The 25016-nt window shown below is 34.6% G+C and carries 19 protein-coding genes; all 19 read left to right on the forward strand.

Features of this window, described 5'->3' with window-relative positions; translation table 11 throughout:
• The first annotated feature begins 51 nt into the window (after window positions 1-51).
• Window positions 52-1110: a M24 family metallopeptidase gene (locus KW2_RS03140; protein ID WP_021036866.1), complete on the forward strand. Its 1059-nt coding sequence runs from the start codon at window positions 52-54 to the stop codon at window positions 1108-1110.
• Between the two features lie 131 nt (window positions 1111-1241).
• Window positions 1242-1799: an elongation factor P gene (efp, locus tag KW2_RS03145; protein ID WP_011675652.1), complete on the forward strand. Its 558-nt coding sequence runs from the start codon at window positions 1242-1244 to the stop codon at window positions 1797-1799.
• Window positions 1800-1945: 146 nt separating this feature from the next.
• The gene (locus KW2_RS03150) at window positions 1946-2347 is read left to right on the forward strand and encodes an Asp23/Gls24 family envelope stress response protein (RefSeq protein ID WP_011675653.1); all 402 of its coding nucleotides are present in this window, start codon (window positions 1946-1948) and stop codon (window positions 2345-2347) included.
• On the forward strand, window positions 2340-3317 hold the full coding sequence (gene nusB, locus KW2_RS03155) for a transcription antitermination factor NusB (protein ID WP_021036867.1): 978 nt from the start codon (window positions 2340-2342) through the stop codon (window positions 3315-3317). Before KW2_RS03150 ends, nusB begins: the two co-directional genes overlap by 8 nt.
• Window positions 3318-3542: 225 nt before the next feature.
• The gene (locus KW2_RS03160; RefSeq protein ID WP_021036868.1) at window positions 3543-5546 is read left to right on the forward strand and encodes a 4-alpha-glucanotransferase; all 2004 of its coding nucleotides are present in this window, start codon (window positions 3543-3545) and stop codon (window positions 5544-5546) included.
• Window positions 5547-5645: 99 nt separating this feature from the next.
• Complete coding sequence (locus KW2_RS03165) at window positions 5646-6788, forward strand: glucose-1-phosphate adenylyltransferase (RefSeq protein WP_021036869.1); 1143 nt, start codon at window positions 5646-5648, stop codon at window positions 6786-6788.
• The gene (gene glgD, locus KW2_RS03170; protein WP_011835637.1) at window positions 6778-7917 is read left to right on the forward strand and encodes a glucose-1-phosphate adenylyltransferase subunit GlgD; all 1140 of its coding nucleotides are present in this window, start codon (window positions 6778-6780) and stop codon (window positions 7915-7917) included. Before KW2_RS03165 ends, glgD begins: the two co-directional genes overlap by 11 nt.
• A gap of 83 nt (window positions 7918-8000) precedes the next feature.
• Window positions 8001-9443, forward strand: a complete 1443-nt coding sequence (glgA, locus tag KW2_RS03175) for a glycogen synthase GlgA (protein WP_021036870.1) — start codon at window positions 8001-8003, stop codon at window positions 9441-9443.
• Window positions 9444-9526: 83 nt separating this feature from the next.
• A complete protein-coding gene (locus tag KW2_RS03180) occupies window positions 9527-11929 on the forward strand; it encodes a glycogen/starch/alpha-glucan phosphorylase (protein WP_021036871.1) in 2403 nt (800 codons plus the stop codon).
• Window positions 11930-12158: 229 nt separating this feature from the next.
• Window positions 12159-13961: a glycoside hydrolase family 13 protein gene (locus tag KW2_RS03185; protein ID WP_021036872.1), complete on the forward strand. Its 1803-nt coding sequence runs from the start codon at window positions 12159-12161 to the stop codon at window positions 13959-13961.
• A 75-nt stretch (window positions 13962-14036) separates the two neighbouring features.
• Complete coding sequence (locus KW2_RS03190) at window positions 14037-14294, forward strand: helix-turn-helix domain-containing protein (protein ID WP_011675661.1); 258 nt, start codon at window positions 14037-14039, stop codon at window positions 14292-14294.
• Between the two features lie 99 nt (window positions 14295-14393).
• Window positions 14394-14543, forward strand: coding sequence for a bacteriocin (locus KW2_RS11845; protein ID WP_011675662.1), 150 nt, complete (start codon window positions 14394-14396; stop codon window positions 14541-14543).
• Window positions 14544-14580: 37 nt separating this feature from the next.
• A complete protein-coding gene (locus KW2_RS03195) occupies window positions 14581-15261 on the forward strand; it encodes a CPBP family intramembrane glutamic endopeptidase (RefSeq protein ID WP_046125029.1) in 681 nt (226 codons plus the stop codon).
• 154 nt (window positions 15262-15415) lie between these two features.
• The gene (locus KW2_RS03200) at window positions 15416-16909 is read left to right on the forward strand and encodes a peptide MFS transporter (RefSeq protein ID WP_011835629.1); all 1494 of its coding nucleotides are present in this window, start codon (window positions 15416-15418) and stop codon (window positions 16907-16909) included.
• A 721-nt stretch (window positions 16910-17630) separates the two neighbouring features.
• Entirely contained in the window at window positions 17631-19106 is a 1476-nt protein-coding gene (locus KW2_RS03205; protein WP_011835628.1) for a cytochrome ubiquinol oxidase subunit I, read from the forward strand.
• On the forward strand, window positions 19106-20101 hold the full coding sequence (cydB, locus tag KW2_RS03210) for a cytochrome d ubiquinol oxidase subunit II (protein WP_021036874.1): 996 nt from the start codon (window positions 19106-19108) through the stop codon (window positions 20099-20101). The genes KW2_RS03205 and cydB overlap by 1 nt, the downstream gene beginning before the upstream one ends.
• A 219-nt stretch (window positions 20102-20320) precedes the next feature.
• Window positions 20321-22072 carry a thiol reductant ABC exporter subunit CydD gene (cydD, locus tag KW2_RS03215; protein WP_041168584.1) on the forward strand — a complete coding sequence of 584 codons (1752 nt, stop codon included), beginning with the start codon at window positions 20321-20323 and terminating at the stop codon, window positions 22070-22072.
• Entirely contained in the window at window positions 22072-23793 is a 1722-nt protein-coding gene (gene cydC / locus KW2_RS03220) for a thiol reductant ABC exporter subunit CydC (protein ID WP_021036876.1), read from the forward strand. Before cydD ends, cydC begins: the two co-directional genes overlap by 1 nt.
• Before the next feature lie 333 nt (window positions 23794-24126).
• Window positions 24127-25014 (forward strand): MarR family winged helix-turn-helix transcriptional regulator, encoded by an 888-nt coding sequence (locus tag KW2_RS03225; protein ID WP_021036878.1) that lies wholly within the window; start codon window positions 24127-24129, stop codon window positions 25012-25014.
• Window positions 25015-25016: the final 2 nt, after the last annotated feature.

Consider the following 25016-nt stretch of genomic DNA (forward strand, 5'->3'; position numbering starts at 1 on the left):
AAAATGATGAGGTCATTCGATCATTTAATTTTATATTTAAAGGAGAGCAAAATGAGAATTGAAAAATTAAAAGCAAAAATGCTGACAGAAAACATTGATAGTTTATTGATTACTGATATGAAAAATATTTTTTATTTGACAGGATTTTCTGGAACCGCGGGTACAGTTTTTTTGACCCAAAAGCGCAATATTTTTATGACAGACAGTCGTTACAGTGAGATGGCGCGTGGCTTAATCAAAAATTTTGAAATTATTGAGACGAGAGACCCTATCAGTTTACTGACAGAATTATCAGCAAGTGAATCAGTTAAAAATATGGCTTTTGAGGAAACAGTCGATTATTATTTCTTTAAAAGGTTATCCAAAGCGGCTACAAAATTAGACCTTTTTTCTACCAGTAATTTTGTTTTGGAACTTCGCCAAATCAAAGACGAATCAGAAATAAGTTTGATAAAAAAAGCCTGTGAAATTGCTGACGAAGCCTTTATGTCAGCTCTAAGATTTATTGAACCAGGCCGAACTGAAATCGAAGTTGCTAATTTTCTTGATTTTAAAATGCGTGATTTAGAGGCGAGCGGAATTTCTTTTGAAACGATTGTTGCCTCTGGCAAACGAAGCAGTTTACCGCATGGCGTTGCGACGAGTAAAATGATTCAATTTGGCGATCCAGTAACCATTGATTTTGGTTGTTATTATGAGCATTATGCTAGCGATATGACCAGAACAATCTTTGTTGGCTCTGTTGATGAAAAAATGCGAATGATCTATGAGACCGTGCGTAAAGCTAATGAAGCACTCATCAACCAAGTTAAAGCAGGAATGACTTATGCACAATACGATAATATCCCACGAGAAGTTATTGAAAAAGCTGATTTTGGGCAATATTTTACGCATGGAATTGGTCATGGTCTTGGTTTAGATGTTCATGAAATTCCTTATTTTAATCAGTCGATGACCGAAAACCAACTAAAATCCGGAATGGTAATTACTGATGAGCCGGGAATTTATCTTCCTGAATTTGGGGGAGTTAGAATTGAAGATGACTTATTAGTGACAGAAAATGGCTGTGAAGTCCTGACAAAAGCGCCAAAAGAGCTTATCGTTATTTGAAAAAAGCAATAACTTGTGATAAAATAAGATGTTAAATCCTGTCATTTCACTTCTTTTGTGTACAGAAAATTACTGACAAAAAGAAAAAAGGCAGAATATCTAAATTTATAAATACTAGGAGAAACATAAACATGGTTTTAGCAAAAGACCTTAAATCAGGCATGACATTTTTGAATGGGGAAAAACTTCTCCGCGTTATGGAAGCAAGTCATCACAAACCAGGTAAAGGAAATACAATCATGCGTATGAAGCTTAAAGACGTACGCTCAGGTTCAACATTTGATGACACTTACCGTCCTGAAGATAAGTTTGAACAAGCTGTGATTGAAACAGTGACAGCTCAATACCTTTATTCAATGGATGATATTGCTAACTTCATGAACAATGAAACTTACGAACAATATGAAATTCCAGTAGAACAAGTTAAAGATGAACTTCTTTACGTTCTTGAAAATACAGATGTTAAAATCCAATTTTACGGTACAGAAGTAATTGGTATTCAACTTCCAACAACAGTTGTTCTTGAAGTTACTGAAACACAACCATCAATTAAAGGTGCAACAGTAACAGGTTCAGGTAAACCAGCTACTATGGAAACAGGTCTTGTTGTTAACGTTCCTGACTTCGTTGAAGTTGGAACAAAACTTGAAATCAACACACAAACAGGTGAATACTTAAAACGTGCTTAAGTCAGCACGATTACTGAAAAAAGTTACTGACAGAGTTTTGTCAGTAACTTTATGAAGTTTTAAGACTTCGTCAGTAGAGAAAATTCATTTTGTAAGTGAAATTTTTCTAATTAGAAAAATTTGCAAAGACAAAAGGAGAAAGCAAAATGGCAGAAAAAACTGTACATTCTGAAGAACTTGGGGATATTGTCATTGCCCCTGAAGTTCTTGAAGTGATTATCGGTATCACAACAGCCAAAATTGAAGGCGTACATGCTCTTCGTAATAAACGTTTTTCAGACCGTTTAGGGAAGAAAAATGAAGGACGTGGCGTTTATATTGACTCAAAAGATGATAAAGTAGCAGTTGATATCTACGTTTATCTCACTTATGGTGTGAGCCTACCAGCGGTTGCTACAAAAATCCAAAAAGAAGTGAAAGAAGCAGTTGCTCAAGCTACTGAAATTGTTGTTGATGAAGTCAATATCCATGTTGTAGGAATTATGACTGAAAAACAACCAAAACCAGCGCTTGAAGACTTGTTTGATGAGGGATTTTTTGATGCCTAAAACGCTCACGCAACACCAAATTCGTCAACGAGCGGTCCAAGTATTGTTTTCTTACGCTGTACAAAAGGAAATGGCAACCAGTGTCGTAAGTTCTTTTCGTGAAAATGTTGAGAAGATAGAAACAGAACTTTCTCAAACGATTCGTTTTGACGTTGATTTTCGTGATGAACGAATTACTGTTCGTAAGTTTCCTAAGGGACTATCTCAACCTTTAGAGGCAATCTACGAAATTTACGAGATTCTCGGTGTTAAAGATATCGAAAAAACGAATGTCGCTAAAGCACTTGCTTTCATGCGTGATTTCGGTGGCTACGCTAAGAAAATGAATGAATACGAAGCAACAAATTTATTTTCAGGAATTATGGCTAACCTCAAACTTATTCGTTTGTTCCAAATTGAGCTTGATGAAGAGCCAGTTGCACCAAAAGTATTAGAATTTTTCAAAAATCTGCCAGAAAATGCAACAACCGAGCAGACTTTTGAAACTTTCCAAAAAACCTTCTCTTTCCTTCATGAAAATATTCTTGAAAAGTACACAAGCGATTTATTTGTTCCAAATACCTTAAAAGAAGAGCTTGATGAGCAGTTACAGCAGGCTGAAACGACTGCCGAATCTCACTTGTCAGACCTTTTAAAAGAAACAAAACATTTCGTACTTAACTACGACAATGATAGAGCAGAAGATCTGGAAGCTCCAGAATATTTTACTCAACTTGTTGATGGAGTCTTAGAGAAAAAAGAAGATTTAGAAATCAATATTTCTAAATATCTAGCAAAAAATTGGTCGTTTTCACGGTTAACACTTGTTGAACAAGCCATTCTTCAAGTTTCTACATATGAAATATTATTTACAGATACACCAAATGTCGTGGCAGTCAATGAAGCTATCGAGCTTTCAAAAGACTTTAGCGATGAAAAATCTAGTCGATTTATTAATGGTGTTTTGACTAACTTCTTGAAAGAAGATTAATAAATAAAGTTATTGGTAAAGTCTACCAGTAACTTTTTTTTATTACTTTTTACTCTTAAATGTAGTTTAATAGAAACAAAAGTTATCAAGTTCGTTTTTTATTATTAATTTTCTGAAAAATCACACTAAATATTGGTATATTTATTTTAAAAGATATATAATAAAAGAAAACGTTTTCTTTAATTATTCTAAATCAATTTCAAAAATTCTAAGGAGTAAGAAAAGATGGTAACTAACACATTTTCAATTGAACCCTATGGAGAAAAAGCTTACCATACCGGAATAGCAGTCCCAGTTTTTTCTCTTAGAACGGAAAACTCTAGCGGAGTAGGTCAGTTCTCAGACCTTAAGAAATTGGCCGATTTTACCTATCGCTCTGGCATGGATGTCATCCAATTACTACCAATTAATGATACGACGACTTTTATGGATTGGCGAGATTCCTATCCTTATCGGGCAATTTCCGTTTTTGCTTTGCATCCACTCTATTTAGATATTCATGAATTTTGGAAATCTTATACAAAAGAGCAACAAGAAAAACTTTTGATTTTAGAATCAGAATTAAATTCTTTAGAGAAGATAGATTATGAAAGATGTCTGGCACTAAAGTGGGAATATGCGCAAATTATTTATCAAAATTCAGCCGTAAAATATCAAAAAACCAAGGCTTATCAACAATTTTATAAACAAAATGAAGAATGGTTGAAGGCCTATGCCTGTTTTTCCTATTTAAGAGACATTAATAAGAGTGCTAATTTTTTAGCTTGGGGAAAAAATGCGAATTATGATAAAAATTTATTTGATAAATTAAAAAAAGAGACTAGCCAGTTAGATTTATATATTTTTGTGCAATATCTTCTCCATTCTCAACTTACTGAAGCAGTAGATTATTGTCATAAATTAGGAATTGGTTTAAAAGGAGACATAGCGATTGGAATTGCTCACGATTCTGTAGATGCGTGGACCCATCCCGAACTTTTCCATCTTGATAAACAAGCTGGTGCGCCTCCTGATGTTTTTGCCGTAAATGGACAAAACTGGGGATTCCCAACTTATAATTGGGAAAAGATGGCTGAAGATGGCTATGATTGGTGGAAAAAACGTCTAACCGCCATGTCAAATTACTTTGATGCTTATCGCCTCGACCATATTCTTGGATTCTTTAGAATATGGCAAATGCCAGAAAATTCGGTAAGAGGATTGCTAGGTCAATTTTCACCCGCACTGGCTTTGTCAGCAGAAGAAATTGAAAATAATTATGGAATTCCATTCCGACAATGGGGGATTGAGCGCTTCATCATACCTTTCATCAAAGATTGGGTGATAGACGAAGTTTTTGGTCGAGATAATCGTGATTGGATTATTCAAACATTTTTAGACTATATTGGTACTGGTAACTATCGTTTTAAAGCAGAATTCAACAACCAAAAAGCGATAGAGAATACTCAAATGGAGAACTGGGTTCGCGAAGGACTTTATAAATTACAAGAAAATGTAATTTTTTTAAAGGATGATGAAAATAGTGAAAAGTATCATCCACGAATTGGTCTGTTATCCACAATAAGTTTTCGAGAATTTGGTGATGACTACAAAGTACGATTGGATCGGCTTTACAATGACTATTTTTATGGTCGAAATTATGATTTTTGGAAAGAAAAAGCCTATGAAAAATTGCCAGCCTTAAAAAATGCGACCAAGATGTTGGCATGTGGCGAGGACTTAGGGATGGTGCCAAATAATGTTCCAGATGTGATGTATCATCTTGATATCTTACGACTGATTATTGAACGAATGCCTGCTGATGAACGGTTTGTCAGCTCATTAAGTGAAGTTCCATATTTATCAGTAGTAACCACATCTAGCCATGATACCAGCCCTTTAAGAGCTTGGTGGGAAGAAAACCATGATTTAACTCAACGTTATTACAACGAAGTCATGGGTTGGTATGGAGAAGCGCCAAACTATGCGAGTGTGGAAATTATCCAAGAAATAATTAAGAGAAATTTAAATTCTAATGCCATGATGGTTATCTTACCTATTCAAGATTGGTTAGCAATGAGTGACCATTTTAGAAAAGAAAATGCAAAATCTGAACAAATTAATATTCCTGCAAATCCGTATCATTACTGGAATTATCGGCTTCATTGTAATCTTGAAGCATTGATTGAAAATCAAGAATGGACCGATTTTCTAAAGAACTTTATTAAAGAAAGCAAGCGAGCCTATTAAGTTTCAAAGTAAATCATTTTGAATTAGAAAGCATAAATTATAAAATAATAATAAATAAATAAAAAAACAAAAATTTTGTAAAAAAATGGAGGTTCCATTATGGCAATTGAAATGCTTGGTCTTATCCTTGCTGGTGGTCAAGGTACACGTTTAGGAAAACTGACAAAAGATGTCGCTAAACCTGCTGTTCCTTTTGGCGGTCGCTATCGCATCATTGATTTTGCACTCTCTAACTGTGCAAATTCAAATGTAAAAAATGTTGGGGTCATTACACAATATCAACCCTTGACGCTGAATGCTCATATTGGAAACGGAGCGCCGTGGGGATTAAATGGGATAAATAGTGGCGTGACGATTCTTCAACCTTATTCTTCGCAAGAAGGTTCAAAGTGGTTTGAAGGGACTTCTCATGCTGTTTATCAAAACATTTCATACATTGATCAGCAAAATCCAGAGTATGTTTTAATTCTTTCAGGAGATCACATTTATAAAATGGATTATGAGGCAATGTTAGAAAGCCATAAGGAACGTGAAGCCAGTTTAACTGTTTCTGTAATGGAAGTTCCGCTTGAAGAAGCAAGTCGTTTCGGAATCATGAATACTGATGACAATGACCGAATCATTGAATTTGAAGAAAAACCTAAAGAACCAAAATCAAATCTCGCCTCAATGGGAATCTATATTTTCAATTGGAAGAGACTTCGTGAAGTTCTTGTGAATGGTTATTCTAAAGGAAATCCAATGGAAGATTTTGGCGGTGATGTTATTCCAGCTTATATTGAAGCTGGTGAAAATGTTTTTGCTTATCGTTTCAAAGGTTATTGGAAAGATGTTGGAACCATTGATTCCCTCCATCAATCTAGTATGGAATTTCTTGACTTAAATAATGAATTAAATATTACTGATAAGTCATGGCGAATTTATTCACATAATGATATTTCAGCTCCTCAATTTATTACCGAAAAATCAAAGGTGAAAAATGCTCTTGTTGGTGATGGTTGTTATGTTGATGGAACAGTCATTCACTCTATTTTGTCACAAAATGTTCATGTTCAGGAAGGAACAACTATCGAAGACAGTTTTATCATGTCGGGAACTTTTATCGGTGAAAATGTCACGATAAAAAATGCAATCATTGGTGAGAATGCGAAGATTGGTGATAATGTTGAAATTATCGGTGAAGATGAAGTCGCAGTGATTGGTCACGGAGAAATAAAAGGAGAAAATAAAAATGAACAATAGTAATAAAATGGCAGCCATCCTTTCTAATGTTTCTTCTAGTAAAAATTTAAAACCTTTAACAGATGTCCGCCCAATCGCTACTCTTCCTTTTGATTGTAAATATCGTTTGATTGATTTTCCACTTTCTTCGCTCTCGAATGCTCATGTGGATAATATTTTTATGACTTTTAATGAAGGAGAAACACAGTCCGTTTTTGATCATCTGGGTTCAGGAGGAGAATGGGGCTTAGATGGATTTAATAGTCGTTATTTTGTTTATATCCAACAGGATTTTGATCGTTTAAAGGAGCTAGGAAAAGATTATTTTGCTCAACAACTAAATTTTTTGCGAAAATCAAAAGCTCCTTATACAGTTCTGTTGGGAAGTAAATTTATTTGCAATGTAGATTTGACCGCTGTACTCAAAATTCACAAATTGGCCGGCAAAGAGATCACCACAGTTTATAAAAAGGTTTCTCCAGATTTAGCAAGTGAATATGATACAATTCTTCGTTTTGATGAAACAGGTAAAATGAGTAATTGCTATGTTAATCAATTAGAGGACCCACAAGAAAGAGAAGCACTTTGTTTAAATTTATTTATTGTTAATACTGATTGGTTGATTAATTTTATAAAAGAAATGCAAGATTTAGGAGAGTTGGCATCAATCGCTCGTTTGATTCGAGTTTATATGAAAAATTATGATGTGAACACTTATGAATATACTGGTTATATGAGCAATATCACAAATATTAAATCTTTTTATGATGCTAATATGGTTATGCTTGACCCCCAAAATTTCACTTCTCTTTTATACAGTAGTCAGCCAGTCTATACAAAGATAAAAAATGAAGTTCCAACTTATTTTTCGGAAAATAGTAAGGTCGAAAACTGTCAATTAGGTTCTGGTTGTATCATTAATGGACGAGTAAAAAATTCTCTTATTTCTCGGGGAGTCAAGATTCAAGATGATGCATTAATTGAAGAATCATTAATTTTTACAAATTCTGAGATAAAAAGTGGAGCTCAAGTAAAGTTTGCTATCATCGATAAAGGGGTAGTTGTAGAAAACAATGTTAAAATTATTGGTAGCTCAGAAAAACCAATAGTTATTCCTAAAGGCACCGTTGTGACTGCAGATATTTTATAAATATAAAAATAGCGCTGATATTCTTTATCGGCGCTCTTGAGTAAACGTAAAAAATGGCAATTAGAGAAATGAAAAGAGAAAAAATGAAAGTTTTATTTGCGTCAAGTGAGTGTGCTCCCTTTTTCAAAACGGGAGGACTTGGTGATGTAGCGGGAGCACTTCCAAAAGAGTTGGCTAAGAAAAGTGAGATTTCTTCAGTTGGTGTGATTTTACCTTATTTCAAAAATGAAATGAAAGAAGAATATCGTTCACTACTCGTCGATGAATTTTATGATTTTGTTGATGTAGGTTGGCGGCATGAATATGTTGGAGTTAAAACCTTAGTAAAAGATAATGTTAAATATTATTTTTTAGATAATGAGCATTATTTTGGTCGAGGGCAGCTTTACGGTTATGGTGATGATGGAGAACGTTTTGCCTTTTTCGATTTAGCAGTTTGTCAGCTCTTAGAAAAATTAGATTTTATTCCTGACATTTTGCATGTAAATGACTGGCAAACAGCCATGATTCCATTTTTACTTAAAGAAAAATATAAGTGGATTAACGCTTATTCCGATATACAGTCAGTTTTGACTATTCATAATATAGAATTTCAAGGTGTGATGCAAGGAGATGCCCTGACAGAACTATTCGGAATGGGAATGGAACGGTATTTTGAAGGAGTTGTTCGCCATAATGGAATGCTAAATATGTTGAAAACAGGTATTTTGTATGCAGACCGGGTTAACACTGTCTCGCCTACGTATGCAAAGGAAATTCAAACATCAGAATTTGGTGGTGGATTGGAAGGCGTTTTGCAGTATGTGAAAGGAAAGATTTCTGGGATTTTAAATGGGATTGATTATGAGATTTATGACCCAGAAAAAGATAAACAAATCTCATATCATTTCAATTCACTGGACCTTACAGGCAAAGCAAAGATGAAGGCAGAATTACAAAAAAGAGCATTTTTACCGATAAATCCTGATATTCCAGTAATTGGTATGGTTTCACGATTAACCAATCAAAAAGGATTTGATTTAGTGTTAAGCCAATTGGAAGAGCTTTTGAAAGAAGAGGTTCAAATTGTCTTACTAGGAACAGGTTTTCCAGAACTAGAAGAAGGATTTAAATATTTCGCACAAAAGTATCCTGATAAACTGTCGGCGAATATTGCTTTTGATTTGCAATTTGCTCAAGAAATATATGCTGGTTCAGATCTATTTTTGATGCCATCGGCTTTTGAACCCTGTGGTTTATCTCAAATGATTGCTATGAGATATGGAACTTTACCGATTGTCCACGAGATTGGCGGACTAAGAGATACCGTAATTCCATTCAATCCTGTTACGAAAGAGGGGACTGGTTTCGGTTTTATAGATTTTGACAGAGATATTTTATTAGAAACGATTAAACGTGCACTAGAAGTTTATAAAAAGGAGCCAAAGACTTTAAACCGGATAATTGTATCCGCAATGGAACAAGATTTTTCGTGGGAAACGAAAGCACAGCAATACATTGAACTTTATCAAACAATATTAAAGTAACGCAAGCGTTTGCGTTAAGTGCTAAAGTGTGATAAAATTCTTTTTAAAATAAATGATGTTTGATTTTAAAAAAGGAGCGATGAGTGAAACTTTCTAAAAAACAATTTAAGCAAGATTTCGAAGAGCGTCTAACTTCAAAATTTGCGACTGACCTGACTAAAGCAGGTTATCAGGAAATTTATGATGCATTAGCATCTGTTGTGAAACACTACTATGCTAATATCTGGGTTTCTGATAATCAATATAAGGATGAAACTGGGAAAAAACAAGCTTATTATTTTTCAATTGAGTTTTTACCGGGGAAAATGCTTAAATCCAATTTACTTAATTTAGGTATTTTAAAAACCGTTCGCGAAGGTCTGGAAGATTTTGGCATTGAACTTGATGAAGTAGCTAAAGTTGAACCAGACATGGCGATTGGTAATGGTGGTTTAGGGCGCTTGGCAAGTTGTTTTATGGATTCCTTAGCGTCTACGGGCCTACCAGGTAACGGAAATGGAATTCGTTATCGCTATGGACTATTCAAACAAAAAATTATTGATGGCTATCAAGTAGAATTACCTGATTCTTGGCTGAATAATGGAAATCCTTGGGAAGTTCGCAGAGCTGACAAAGCAGTTGAGGTAACTTTTGGTGGTGAAGTTTGGTTAGAAGATGATGGTAAGGGAAATCTCATTCCTCATTATAAAGATCAGGAACGTGTTTTAGCCGTACCTTATGACACACCAATGATAGGTTATGAAAATACTACGGTCAACAATATGTGTCTGTGGCGCTCAGAAGTTCCAGAAGAGTTAGATCCCAAATTTCAAAACTTAGAATATATGCGGCAAACCTCAATGTTATCAGCTGAACTTTATCCAGATGATTCAAATTATGATGGACGTCTCTTACGTTTGAAGCAGGAATATTTCTTTGTTTCCGCTGGTCTACAAAGGATTTTACACCATTACAAAGGAACACAAAAAAAAGATATTCGAAGAATTAGTGATTATATTGCAGTCCATATAAATGATACTCACCCTGCTCTTTGTGTGCCAGAGTTCATGCGCCTTTTGGTTGATGATTATGGGGTAGGTTGGAATCGTGCTTGGGATACAACGGTTAAGGTGATGTCATATACCAATCATACGATTTTATCTGAAGCTTTAGAAAAATGGCCTGAGGAAATGGTGAAACAATTATTGCCTCGTATTTATCAAATTATTGTCGAGATTGACCGTAGGCGTACGGCAGAGTTACTCCCTAAAATTGGAGCAAGCCTTGTTCATAACACGAGAATTATTAAAGATGGACAAATCCATATGGCAAATTTATCAATCATCGGTTCACACTCAACAAATGGTGTAGCCAAGTTACATTCTGATTTGTTAAAAGATGTTGAACTTCATGATTTTTATGAAATTTACCCTGAACGTTTTAATAACAAAACGAATGGAATTGCTGACCGTCGTTGGATTCAGATTGCAAATGAACGCTTATCAGGTATTATTGACGAAACAATTGGTAAATCATGGCGTCATGATTTGGATGAATTAAAATTGTTAAAAAATTTCAAGGATGATGAAAAAACGCTTGAAAAACTGCAAAAAGCTAAATATGATGATAAGCTTAGATTAGCAGCCTTAATCAAAGAAAAAAATGGGATTATTGTTAATCCTGATGCTATTTTTGATGTTCAGGTAAAAAGATTGCATGCCTATAAGCGTCAGTTGCTAAATGCTCTACATATTCTTAAATTATATTTTGATTTAAAAGAGAATCCAGAATTAGATAGGGTTCCAAGAGTATTTATTTTTGGAGCAAAAGCGGCACCTTCTTATCATTACGCGAAGTCTATTATCAAATGTATTAATGAAATCGCGAATATGATTAATAATGATCAAACGGTTAAAGATAAACTCAAAGTTGTCTTTATGGAAAACTATAATGTAAGTCTAGCAGAAATGATTATACCAGCAGCCAATGTAGGGGAACAAATTTCATTGGCTTCTAAGGAAGCCTCGGGGACTTCAAATATGAAATTTATGCTAAATGGTGCTCTAACAATTGGAACACTAGATGGGGCTAATATTGAAATTTTTGAAGCTGCCGGAGATGGGAATAACTTTGTTTTTGGTCTAACTAAAGATGAAGTCTATGAATACTATCGCAATGGTAATTATAATGCGCGTGATATTTTTGAGCAAAATCCAGTAGTTAATCGTATTTTGAATGCTCTAATTGATGGGACGATTCCCAATATAAAAAGTGAAGGACGCGAAATCTTTGATTCACTGACCGTTTATAATGACGAATATTTTGTACTACGTGATTTTAATGATTATGTTCGAGCGCAAGCTGATCTTGAAAAACTTTATCGAGATCCTAAAGCATGGGCTCAAGCAAGTTTGATGAACATTGCAAATGTGGGGCGTTTTAGTTCTGACCGGACGGTAAAAGAATACGCCGACGATATTTGGTATATTAAAGCTAAAAAAGAATGACCAGATTTGCTGACAGAGCTGTCAGTAAATTAAGAAATCTTATAGTGAATAAAAAGTTCGCTTTATAGGATTGAGTAAGCCTTTTTAGATAGAGTAGTTTTAATGATTTACTGACAAACTTGTCGTTGGTCAAAAAACTCCTGACCGTTTGTGACAGGAGTTCTTGTTTTAATAGAAAGAACTCTCTAATTTTCTATCTTAAACTACTAAAAAATGAAATGAGAATCAGATGTATTACTATAATCCATGGAATTTAGATTATAAGCAACCTTTTGGTGCAGTAAAAGTAGGGCAAGCCATTTTATTGAAATTTGACGCAAATCAAACTCAAGTAGAAGTGAAGTGCATTATTCGACGTGATTTTGGAAAAAGATATGAATTCCTTATGAGCAGAGATGAGTCAGGTTTTTTTACAGTCACTATCCCATTTGATGAAAATGCTGGTCTTTATTTTTACTATTTTGAAATTTTGGAGGGCTCAGATTGGGAACAAAACAAGCGTTTTTATGGGAGTTCTGGAATAGGTGGGGAAGGGCTGCTTTATACTAACGAAAATGATATTAAACCCTATCAGCTGACAGTTTTTGAAAAAGAGGACAAGGCACCAGCTTGGTATCGTGACGCTGTTTTTTACCAGATTTTTCCTGATCGTTTCCATAATGGAAATGAGAATGGACAAGTCAGCCATCCAAAACCGAATTCTTTTATTTATGGAACTAAATCTGATACGCCTTTTTATGTGAAAGAGGAAAATGGTGATATTGCACGTTGGGATTTCTTTGGTGGAAATCTAAGAGGAATCATTAACAAAATTCCATATTTAAAAGAACTTGGAATCAATGCCATTTATCTTAATCCAATTTTTTCTGGGACAAGTAACCATCGTTATGACACCAACGATTATCTAAAAATAGATTCCATGTTAGGAACTCAAGAAGATTTTCAAGAATTAATCAATTTACTTCATCAAGAACAAATGCATTTAGTTTTGGACGGTGTCTTTTCACATGTAGGTAAAAATTCACTTTACTTCAATATCAGTGGAGATTATGGAGATGATGAAGGAGCGGCGAAAAATCCTGACTCCCCTTATTTTGACTGGTTCAAGTTTGAAAATTATCCTTTTGATTATAAATCTTGGTGGGGAATTAAAGATTTACCTGAAATTGATAAAGATAATGAGTCCTTTCGTGATTTTATTTATGGTAGGAAAAACTCTGTTTTATCAAAGTGGAATGACTTGGGAATAGATGGTTGGCGATTAGATGTTGCTGATGAATTGCCTGATTCATTTATTAAAGGGATTCGTGAGAATCTTGAGCGTTATTCAGAAAAAATTCTAATAGGAGAAATTTGGGAGGATGCTTCTAATAAGATTTCTTATGGAACAAGACGCAAGTATATTCTTGGCAGGAGCTTACAAGCTTGTATGAACTATCCGTTTCGTGAGTTAATCATCAATTTATTAAACGGAAATCGCTCATGTCAGGATGTAGCCCATCAATTGATGACTTTGCAGGAAAACTATCCCAAAGATATTTTTTATAACAACTTAAATAATTTGGGAACCCATGATACGGAACGTATTTTAACAATGGTCGGAAAAGAAAATCTGCCATTAGCTGTTTCACTCTTATTTGTTTTACCAGGAATCCCTTGTATTTATTACGGTGACGAAGCGGGACTTTCTGGAGGAAAGGATCCAGAAAATCGTAAATATTTTCCTTGGGATGATATTTCACCAGAAATATATGATTATTATAAGAGTTGGACGAAAAAGCGTCTGTTAGAAAATAGTTTGAAAGAAGGAGAATTTTCTAGCTTTTATAGTGACAGACTACTAGGAATTTTGCGCTATACAGATTCAGAAGTTTTTGTCGAGGTGATTAATCCCAGTGAAGATGAAATCAAGATAGATTATTCAGAAATTACTTTTTTACAGAAGTTTGATTTTATGCCAAAACTAAAAGATTTACTGACAGAGCAAGTGATTAGTGGAAAATCAAACTTAGATTTGAAAATAGAAAGATAAAAATCTGCTTTAGCAGATTTTTGATTTACCGAAAAGTCTGTCAGTGAAAAATAATTTAAAAAGGGATACAAATGAATGGCTGAAGATAGTCTTAAGGATTTTCAAACTTTAGGTGATAATGAACTGATGGAAATTAAAGGAGGAGACCTTTCTACCAATATTAGAAATGAGCGCTTAGCGATTGGCTTAACTCAAAATCAATTAGCTGAGCAACTTCAATTTTCAAAACAAGCCGTTTACAATTGGGAAAAAGGAAAATGTGAACCAAACATTGAAACCTTAAAAGCTTTAGCAACACTTTTCAATATCTCAGTGGATAAACTTATCAGGTAAACAAAAAAGTTATTGACAGAAAAATCAGATAATTGTAAACTATATTAGTAATCGATTATAACAAACCAAAATATTATCTTTTAAAGAATGGAGATTCAGATGGAAAATGTTAAAAACTCTTTAGAACTTTTCACAGAATTGACTGATGAAGAACTTGAAAATATCCATGGTGGTCAAAATATGTCCATGACAGATGGTGGATTCGAATGGATTTACATGTTTGGACAACCGTATGCTCGCGTCGCTTAAATAAAGTCAGGAGTCAAATTTGACAAAAAAATACTGGATGAATAAACTAAAATATTTTGGTTTATTCATTTTAATTTGGACAATTTATTGGTTTCCAGATGTGATTTTCGCTTATCCTGAAATCTTCTTCAAATCACTGATAGGATATGAACGGCAATTAGCTTCAACTTGGTTACTTTTTGCTAATCTATTAATAAGTATTGGACTAGGCATTTTTCTTGGCGTTAAATTTGGCTATTTCAAAAATACTTTATCCATGTTTAAAATCAAAAACTTATTGATTATTTTGATGACTTTTTTCTTTGCTAGCATCCTATATTTTGTTACATTGACTTACTATTCTTCCCATTTTCCTCTGGCCGGAATTGCCCAAACACAGATGGAGTATAGTAATCAAATTGTATTTCCTTGGATTAATGCAATAAGTTTTGGTATAAGTTCTCCCCTATTTGAAGAAATGGCCTTTCGGGGAACAATTTACCGTTTTTTCAAGAATGATAAGTTAGCATTTATCCTAGCAAGTATTACTTTTGCTTGGATACATACGGGATTTAGTCCAGTTTTGTTAGTGTATCTCCCCATGTCCGTTATACTAACTACGATTTATCATAGACGAAAAGTGCTTTCTGAAAGTATTTTGCTTCACGTCTTGTTCAATACATTTTTACCGATTATGTTTTCATTTCTACAGTTTCTCACGGGAATTTATTATTTATGAGAAAATTAAAGACTTATCTTAGGAATGTTTTTAAAAGAAATACCTTGAAAAGTTTGTTATTGTCCCTCTTTTTCCCGCGTTTTTCAAAGAATCTGTATAGGCAAAATTGTTTGACAACTTGACAAGTTGTATAGAAAACTTTATAATATAATCTATGCAAAACTTAAACAAAACAGAAAAAACATTTTTCGGTCAACCTCGCGGCCTATTGACGCTTTTTCAGACTGAGTTCTGGGAGCGTTTTTCTTACTATGGGATGCGTGCCATTCTGGTTTATTACCTCTATGCATTGACAACTGCAGATAACGCAGGTTTAGGACTTCCTAAAGCTCAGGCAATGGCGATTGTAAGTATTTATGGTGCACTTGTCTATCTTTCAACGATTGTTGGGGGATGGGTTGCTGACCGTTTGTTGGGTGCTTCGCGCACAATCTTCTTGGGTGGTATTTTAATCACTTTAGGACACGTCGCTTTAGCAACACCATTTGGTTTATCTTCACTCTTCGTGGCATTATTCTTGATTATCTTAGGAACAGGGATGCTTAAACCCAATATTTCTAACATGGTTGGACATCTATATTCAAAAGATGACTCACGTCGTGATACTGGATTTAATATCTTTGTAGTCGGAATTAATATGGGTTCTCTGATTGCTCCATTGATTGTTGGGACAGTTGGACAAGGTGTGAACTACCACTTAGGTTTCTCACTTGCCGCAATCGGAATGATTTTTGCATTATTTGCTTATTGGTATGGACGTCTTCGTCATTTCCCAGAAATTGGACGTGAACCATCTAATCCAATGGATGCAAAAGCAAAACGTAATTTTATTATTACATTAACGATTGTTCTTATCGTTGCTTTAATCGGATTTTTCTTAATTTATCAAGCAAGTCCTGCGAATTTCATCAATAATTTCATTAACGTTTTATCAATTATCGGTATTGTTGTTCCAATTATTTATTTCGTAATGATGTTTACCTCTAAAAAGGTAGAATCAGACGAACGTCGTAAATTAACAGCTTATATTCCTTTGTTCCTTTCTGCGATTGTCTTTTGGGCAATTGAAGAACAAAGTTCTACGATTATTGCGGTTTGGGGAGAATCACGTTCTAACTTAAATCCTACTTGGTTTGGATTTACTTTCCATATTGACCCATCTTGGTACCAATTGTTGAACCCACTCTTCATCGTTCTCTTGTCACCTATCTTTGTACGAATTTGGAACAAATTAGGAGATCGTCAACCATCAACCATCGTTAAATTTGGTCTTGGATTGATGTTGACCGGAGCTTCTTATTTGATTATGACACTTCCTGGACTCTTGAATGGGACTTCTGGACGTGCGAGTGCTCTTTGGCTAGTATTGATGTTTGCTGTTCAAATGGCAGGTGAATTACTTGTTTCACCAGTTGGTTTATCAGTTTCAACAAAATTAGCGCCAGTAGCATTCCAATCTCAAATGATGGCAATGTGGTTCTTGGCAGACTCAACTTCACAAGCGATTAATGCCCAAATTACACCTATCTTTAAAGCAGCAACAGAAGTTCACTTCTTTGCAATTACAGGGATTATCGGTATTATCGTTGGAATCATCCTCCTTATTATCAAAAAACCTATTTTGAAATTAATGGGAGATGTTCGTTAATTAGTAAAGGAATGAAAAAACCTATCTTGAGAGATAGGTTTTTTTGTATCTTTAAAATGACATTGTTGCTCATGAGGTTACTCTTGTTAAATAATTTTTACAATTCAATCGTTTTTATTCGCGCTTACATTGTGATAGAATAAAGTGTAACGTGATTTTAAATTATTTGCAGATGTTAGTGCCTTTGTTCAAACGTTCAAAGACATTCACAAATGCCAATATAAATTTTAAAAAATCACTCACTTATAGTGCTATTTAAAGAGAATAGAGGTGGCAAGGGAACATATTTTTATCTAAGGCTTAAAGTTAGTGCTCTGTTACTGAAAAATGAAAAAATTCAAAGTAGAAATACTCATTATAGTTACGAATTAAACTGGGTAACTAGAAAGTATGAGTTTCAAAAACTTTGAACATTTTGTGTTTGAAAAGTGAACTAATCGGAGGCCTCAAGAAAGCACTTATTGTTTTCTTGAAAAAATTAATAAATAATTTGATGGGAAATAAAAAATTTAATAGTCTTTTAATTAAAACTGATCTTTTTAATTCTTAATTATTTTTGAAAGTCTTATGAATTTAAAAAAATACCCTTATTTTATTTATTAAAATGTAAATATTTTTAATTAGGCTTGAAATGAAACTCGTCTAATAGCATAAAATATTTTTTTAAGTAAGTTTATATCTATTTGATATATATAGTAAATAAAAAATAAGGAGATAAACAATGCTAACCATTGAAAATCTCGCACGCTTTCAGTTTGCGATGACTACAATCTTCCACTTTTTCTTTGTACCGCTTTCTGTCGGAATGGTTCTCATGACGGCAATCATGGAGACAATCTATGTAAAAACTGGTGATGAAAAATGGAAAAAACGCACGAAATTTTTTGGATCTATTATGCTCTTATCCTTTGCAGTAGGGGTAGTAACCGGTATTATTCAAGAATTTCAATTTGGAATGAACTGGTCGGAATATTCTCGTTACGTAGGGGATATTTTTGGCGCGCCTTTGGCTGTTGAAGCCCTTCTGGCCTTCTTTTTGGAATCTACCTTCCTTGGAGTCTGGATGTTCGGTTGGGATAAGTTAGGAAAGAAACTGCATAATGCAACGCTATGGATTGTATTTGTTGGGACTTTCTTGTCTTCACTTTGGATTTTGGCAGCAAACTCATGGATGCAAAATCCAGTGGGTTATGAAGTAAAAGGTGGACGAGCAACCTTAACAAGCTTCTCGGCTCTTTTGACAAATCCTCAAACAATTTTAGAATTTAGTCACGTGGCAACAGGCTTCCTTGTAACTGGTGGTTTTGTTGTTGCTGGGATTGCAGCTTATCAAATTCTTAAAAATCGAGAAATTGATATGTTTAAACCAGTTTTGCGTTTAGGACTTTTGGTTGCTTTAATTGGTGCCGTAGGTAACTTTGTAGCTGGTGACCAACAAATGATTGAAGTTAAAAATTCTCAACCTATGAAATTTGCTGCAACTGAAGGTGTCTATGAAACGACTCCTGACCCTGCGGCTTGGGATATGGTTGCTTTCTTTAATGAAGCTGACCATAAAGAAGTGTTTGGAATTCAAATTCCTTATATGCTTTCAATTCTAACTTATCACCGTCCTAGTGGTTCTGTTGAAGGGATGAATGAAATTAATGCTCAACTTCAGAAGAAATATCCTGATGTAGCTAAAGAAATTGGAGGGAATTTCTTCCCACCAGTGACTGTACTTTTCTGGACTTTCCGGATTATGGCCGGTCTGTCAATGTTAATGATTCTACTTTCGGCACTGGGTCTCTTTTGGACAAGGAAGAAAAAACCAAGTCTATATAAAAATAAATTTGGTTTGCAAGTGTATCGTTGGATGTTATTTGCACCATTTCTTGCGATTACCTCAGGTTGGTTAGTGACCGAACTTGGACGCTATCCTTGGACGGTGTATGGATTGTTCACGATGAAGGATTCAGTTTCACCAAATGTTTCTGTAGGTTCACTCTTGTTCTCAAACATCGTCTATTTCTTCCTTTTCTGCTTCCTTGGGGCTGTGATGGTCTACTTTACTCTTCAACGAATGAGAGAAGGAGTAGAAGGTGCGGAAACAGCTTATGTTTCTTTAGATTCATTTAGTCAAGAAAATTTTGATTCTTCATCTAAAGAAGAAAATGAAATTCAAAAAGAAACTAAAGAGAAAGGAGTGGATGAATAATGACTGGATTACAACTTTTTTGGTTTATTATTGTTGGAGTATTATTTAGTGGCTTTTTCTTCCTTGAAGGTTTTGACTACGGAGTAGGAATGAGTGCAATTACGGTTGCAAAGGATAAACGTGAAGTCGAGCAAGCTATAGGATCAATTGGTCCAGTTTGGGACTTGAATGAAGTTTGGCTTTTGACAGCCGGTGGAGCAATGTTTGCTTCATTTCCTTATTGGTATGCCTCTTTATTCTCAGGTTTCTATCTGATTCTATTCTTGATTTTGGTAGGCTTGATTTTCCGGGGAGTAACCTTCGAGTTTCGTCATCACTCACACACAGAAAAAGGGAAAATGATTTGGACCAAGGTCTTAGGAGTAGCTAGCTTTGCAATCCCATTTCTCTTTGGTTTGATGTTTACGGGAATGATTCAAGGCGTTCCAATGGATGCTAAAGGGAATGTAACTGCGACTTTTACCACTTATGTAAACTTCTTGTCAGTTGTGGGTGGTGTTGCCGTAATGCTCTTGGCCTGGCTTCATGGTTTAAACTATTTAGCTTTGAAAACAGAAGGAGATTTGCGTAAAAGAGCTGCAAAAGTAGCAAACTTCCTCTACTTTGTCCTCTATGCTGGAGAAGTAGTTTTTGCAATCTTATTGGCCGTCTTCACTGATTTCTTTGAAAAACATTTCATTGGAACTTTGCTTTTACTTGCTTTGATTGTGATTTTGACTCTTGTCGCTCATTTATCTGTTCGTTCAGGTAAAGAAATGTCAGCTTTCTTGGCGTCAGGATTGACTTTCATCGCTTTAGTTGCTCTAATCTTCCAAGGAATATTCCCACGAGTGATGATTGCAACCAATCCTGCTCATAGTATTTTGATAAAAAATGCTAGTTCAACAGGTTATACTTTGAAAACAATGACAATCATTACCTTAGCAATCTTGCCTTTTGTTCTTGTTTACATGGGCTGGACCTATTATATTTTCAGAAAAAGAATTCAAAAATAAATTATGAGAATAACTGGTTAAGCCAGTTATTTTCAGATTAGTTTTTTAATTGATATAATTAATTAGAGGTAACCATTTATTCTGGTCAGAAAATTTTTCTGACCTAAATTTTTTAGAAAGGAACTGATGCTCTGTTTTTTACTGACAGAAATTTTCTTCAATTATTTTTAGATTTTTTCTGTTTGAACAATAAAAAATGGGCTTATCAGTAACTTTAATATGATTGATAAATCACTTTTTGAACTGCCAGGAGTAAGAAAGATGTTTCCAATTCTTGGAATGTTGGCAGTTCTGCAGTTTGTTGCTATCGCTGGGCAGGCCTTGTTTTTGGCTGCTGCAATTACTAAACTTTGGCAAGGGCAATTATTTTCTCATGTTATTCCTTGGGTCATGGGCTTTTTAGTCTGCTTTTTGAGCCGAGAAATTATTAATTTTATACGTGCAAAATCTTTGGATAAGCTTGCTTACAATTTAGCAACAAAATTGCGCGGAGATATGTTGGATAAATTTTTTCGTTTGGGACCTGTAGCTATTGCAAATCTTGGTTCTGGTTCTGCTGCGACGACAGTTATCACAGGAATTGACCAAGTTGAAAATTATATTAAACTGGTTTTATCTAAGGTTTTAAATATGATGATTGTCCCAATGTTAATTCTGATTCCAGTTTATTTTCTAGATTGGCAAAGTGGAATCGTGCTAACTTTAACTTTTCCTTTTGCAATCATTTTTATGATTTTATTGGGTTATGCTGCGCAAGGAAGAGCCGAGCGTCAGTACAAAACATTCCAATATCTATCAAATCATTTCTTAGACTCATTACGCGGAATTTCTACTTTGAAATATTTTGGTCTGTCTAAAGATTATTCCAATTCAATTTATAAAACGTCTGAGGATTTTCGGAAAGAAACAATGGGAGCATTAAGAGTTGCTATGCTTTCAACTTTTGCTCTTGATTTCTTTGCCAGTCTTTCTGTTGCAATAGTTGCACTTTTTTTAGGATTAAGATTGATGAGTGGAGATATTTTATTATTTCCAGCTCTCGCGGCTTTAATCTTAGCACCTGAGTATTTCTTACCTTTACGTGATTTTGCTAGTGATTATCATGCAACACTTAACGGGAAAAATGCTTTGGCTGCAGTAAATGAAGTTCTTTCAACTGACGAAAATACCCTGTCAGTGCTAAAAGATAGAGTGACTTGGACTGAGGATTCTAGCCTCAAACTGACAGATTTAGCAAAAATTTACGATACTGGACGCGGAATTTCAGAAGTGAACTTGACAGTAAAAGGATTTAAAAAAGTTGCCTTAGTTGGAAGTTCTGGCTCTGGTAAGTCAACCCTTCTTTCTATGTTAGCAGGATTTTTAGAACCTACAGCTGGAGAGTTTAAGCTTAATAACCAAATACTGACAAGTTTGACTGATGAAATGTATCGACAATCTGTTCAATTTATTCCTCAAAAAACTTACATTTTTGCAGGAACTTTTCGTCAAAACTTGGCCTTTTATGAGCCCGAATCAACTGACGAACAAATCAATCAAGCTGCAGAACTTGCAGGTCTAGGAAGTTTACTGAATGAAATTGGGCTTGATGGGCAAATTGGTGCTAGTGGTCGGACAATTTCTGGAGGTCAGGCACAGCGTGTGGCTTTGGCTAGAGCTTTTTTGAGTCGTACTCGTAATATTTTATTTCTTGATGAGCCAACGGCTCATTTAGATATTGAAACTGAATTAGAAATCAAAGCAAATATTTTACCTTTGCTTGAGAATAAACTCGTTTTTATTGCTACACATCGACTCCATTGGCTTTCATCAATGGATTTGGTCATCGTACTCAATGAAGGCCAAGTTGAAGGAATTGGCACCCATGAACAGCTATTGGCTGAGAATGGCTACTATCAAAAATTGCTCAGTCAAATGCGAGGTGTTGATGATGATAAAAAATTACTGACAGAAAATGGAGGCCATGAATAATGAAATTAAAAAATATTTTATTTGGAAATGATTGGATTTCTCCATTCTTGAAAAAAAATCGTTCCGGTTTTATTTTGTCTATTTTCTTAGGAACGATTACAATTTCAATGGCGGGACTTTTAATGTTTAGTTCTGGTTATGTTATTTCAAAATCAGCGACAAAACCAGAAAATATCTTGATGATTTACGTTCCAGTTCTCTTTGTTCGGATTTTTGGGATTGGACGCCCTGTAATGCATTATGTGGAAAGATTAACTTCACATAATTGGATTTTAAAAATCACAAGTCTGCTGCGTAAAAAACTTTATTTACGATTGGAAAAAACAGCAGTGACCTTAGCAGACCGTTATCGCTTGGGAGATTTATTGGGGGTTCTTAATGAAGACATTGGAAACTTACAAGACCTTTTCTTAAGAACCTTGTTCCCAGTTTTGATTGCGGGGAGTCTATCAGTTGCTTTAATTATTGCCGGCGGATTTTTATCTCTGTGGTTTGCCTTTGGTTTAGCAATTTTTCTAGGTTTCTTGATTGTAATTCTTCCTTTAATTTCTCTAAAATTTACTGTAAAACTAGATGAAGAACTTAAAATTTATCGGAATCAACTTTTTTCTCATTTGACTGATGATATTTTAGGATTACAAGACTGGGTCCTTTCTGGTCGAAAAGAAGATTTTTTAACGGCCTATCGGGGATCAGAATTATCTGCCAGAAAGATTCAAGCTAAATTATTAGCTTTTGGCCGAAGACGAAATCTCTTTTTACAGGTTGTTTATGGGGCTTTAGTAATATATTTGATGATTTGGTCTTCTGGAATTTTAAAATTAGGGGATGCTCCCAATTATATTGCAGCGGTTAGTTTAGCTGCCTTTCCACTATTTGATGCCTTTTCTCCTTTGTCTGATGCAGTGGTTGAAACAAATCGCTATGGTGATTCAATTAATCGCTTAAATGCACTACCAGACCAAGATGAAGAAATTAGGAGTGAGGAAATCACTAGGACTGATTTGGTCATCAATAATCTACAATTTTATTTTGAAGAAAATAAAAAAATATTCAATGATTTTGATTTAGAGGTTAAAAAGGGTGAACATATTGCGATTCTAGGTCGTTCAGGAGTTGGAAAATCAACCCTTGCCTCTTTGATTCGAGGAGATTTAATTCCGCAAAAGGGAGAAATCACATTTTCAGGTGTAGAACCATCAAAAGCAAAAAATGTTGAAGAAAAGATAGGTGTGATTAACCAATCTCCATATCTCTTTGCAACAACGGTTCGTTCTAATTTAACTTTGGCAAAACTAGATGCTACTGATGAAGAAATCTGGGAGGCGCTTGAATTAGTCGGACTCCGTAAAATGGTTGAATCGTTGCCACAAAAATTGTTAACGCCAGTTGACGAAGCAGGAGAACGTTTTTCTGGAGGAGAGCGACAACGTTTAGCACTCGCAAGAGTTTTACTGTCAGATGTGGATGTGGTTATTCTTGATGAACCTACCGTCTCGCTTGATCCCATTACTGAAAATCAATTATTAACACTCTTTTTTGAAAGGTTAAGAGATAAATCAATTATCTTTATCACTCACCATTTATTAGGAGTTCACCAAATGGACCGTGTTCTATTTTTAGAAAATGGTTCGATTAAATTTGATGGAAAACCAGCAGTATTGCTGGAAAGTAACCCGACATTTAAGCAACTTTATCAGCTTGATTTAGGAAATGAATAAAATAAAAAATCAGTCTTTGGGCTGATTTTTTTAATTTAGTTAGTTTTATTGTTGACAAAACTAATTAAATGATTTATAATCATTTTTGTTAGTTAATAAATAAATAAACTAACTAATTTTAAAAATCTCTCTCTAAAATAAAAGTTCACTAAACAATAATAAGGGAACTTTTAAAGAGAATAAAAATCTTAAAGGAGAACCAATGCTTAAGATGATAAAAAAAATAATTCAGAAATTCAATTGGTTCATCAGGCTGATTGAACAACCAGATGCGTTACTCGTCTACGCTTTTGATGAACAACTACAACCAATCTAAACTAAGGAGAACAAATTATGTCAGAACAAACAAATAACTTATTAAATTTATTTTCAAAACTATTGCACAATCCAAGCGTTCTATTTGCTTTGCGAGCAGATGGAATTTCAAAACAGATGAAAAATCGAGGGAATCGTAATGGTGCCCAAGGATTACTTGTCGAATTATGGAACAAAGATGGCTTAACAAATGCTGAGATTGCTGAACTGCTTGATATTAAGCCTTCGAGTGTGACGGCTCAAGTTAAACAATTGGAAGAAGCAGAAATGGTTATTCGTAAACAAGATGAAAATGATAAACGCGTCAATCGTATCTTTTTAACAGAAAAAGGACGGGAAGCCCAAGAAACACGAGATACAATGCACAATGATATTTCCGAAACAATTTTTGGTAATTTGACAGATGAAGAACAAGAACAACTGGCAAATCTAATGGAAAAATTAGTAGAAACGAATGATGCACATGAAGATCGAGATTTCCAAAAAATGACACAATTTTTCGGAAACCCATTTATGGAAAATATGATGAATGCTCATGATCGTCATGCTTTTGGAAATCATATGCGCCGTGAAATGCAAAATTGGCAACGTGAAATGCGTCGTTCCTCTCAAGAAATGAAACGTGGTCAAAATCGGATGCGTCGTGATGATCGTTCACAAGCACCATTTGGTGAAGACTGGAAAATTTTTGGAAAACAAATAAAAGAAAATTTCCGCAATAGCTTTGGTAAACGAGATGAAGCAGAGTTTAATGAACATTGGGAACATTTCTCAGATGAAATGAAAAATCGTTTTGGTGATTTTGATGGACATCATCGTCCAGAATTTGATGAATTTGACCCTAGAGCAGGACACTCTGATAAACATGCAGAACCTAAAAAACCAGAAAACTGGGATGATTTCTAAAC

This window comes from Lactococcus cremoris subsp. cremoris KW2, assembly GCF_000468955.1.
In the GTDB taxonomy this organism is placed as follows: Bacteria; Bacillota; Bacilli; order Lactobacillales; family Streptococcaceae; genus Lactococcus; species Lactococcus cremoris.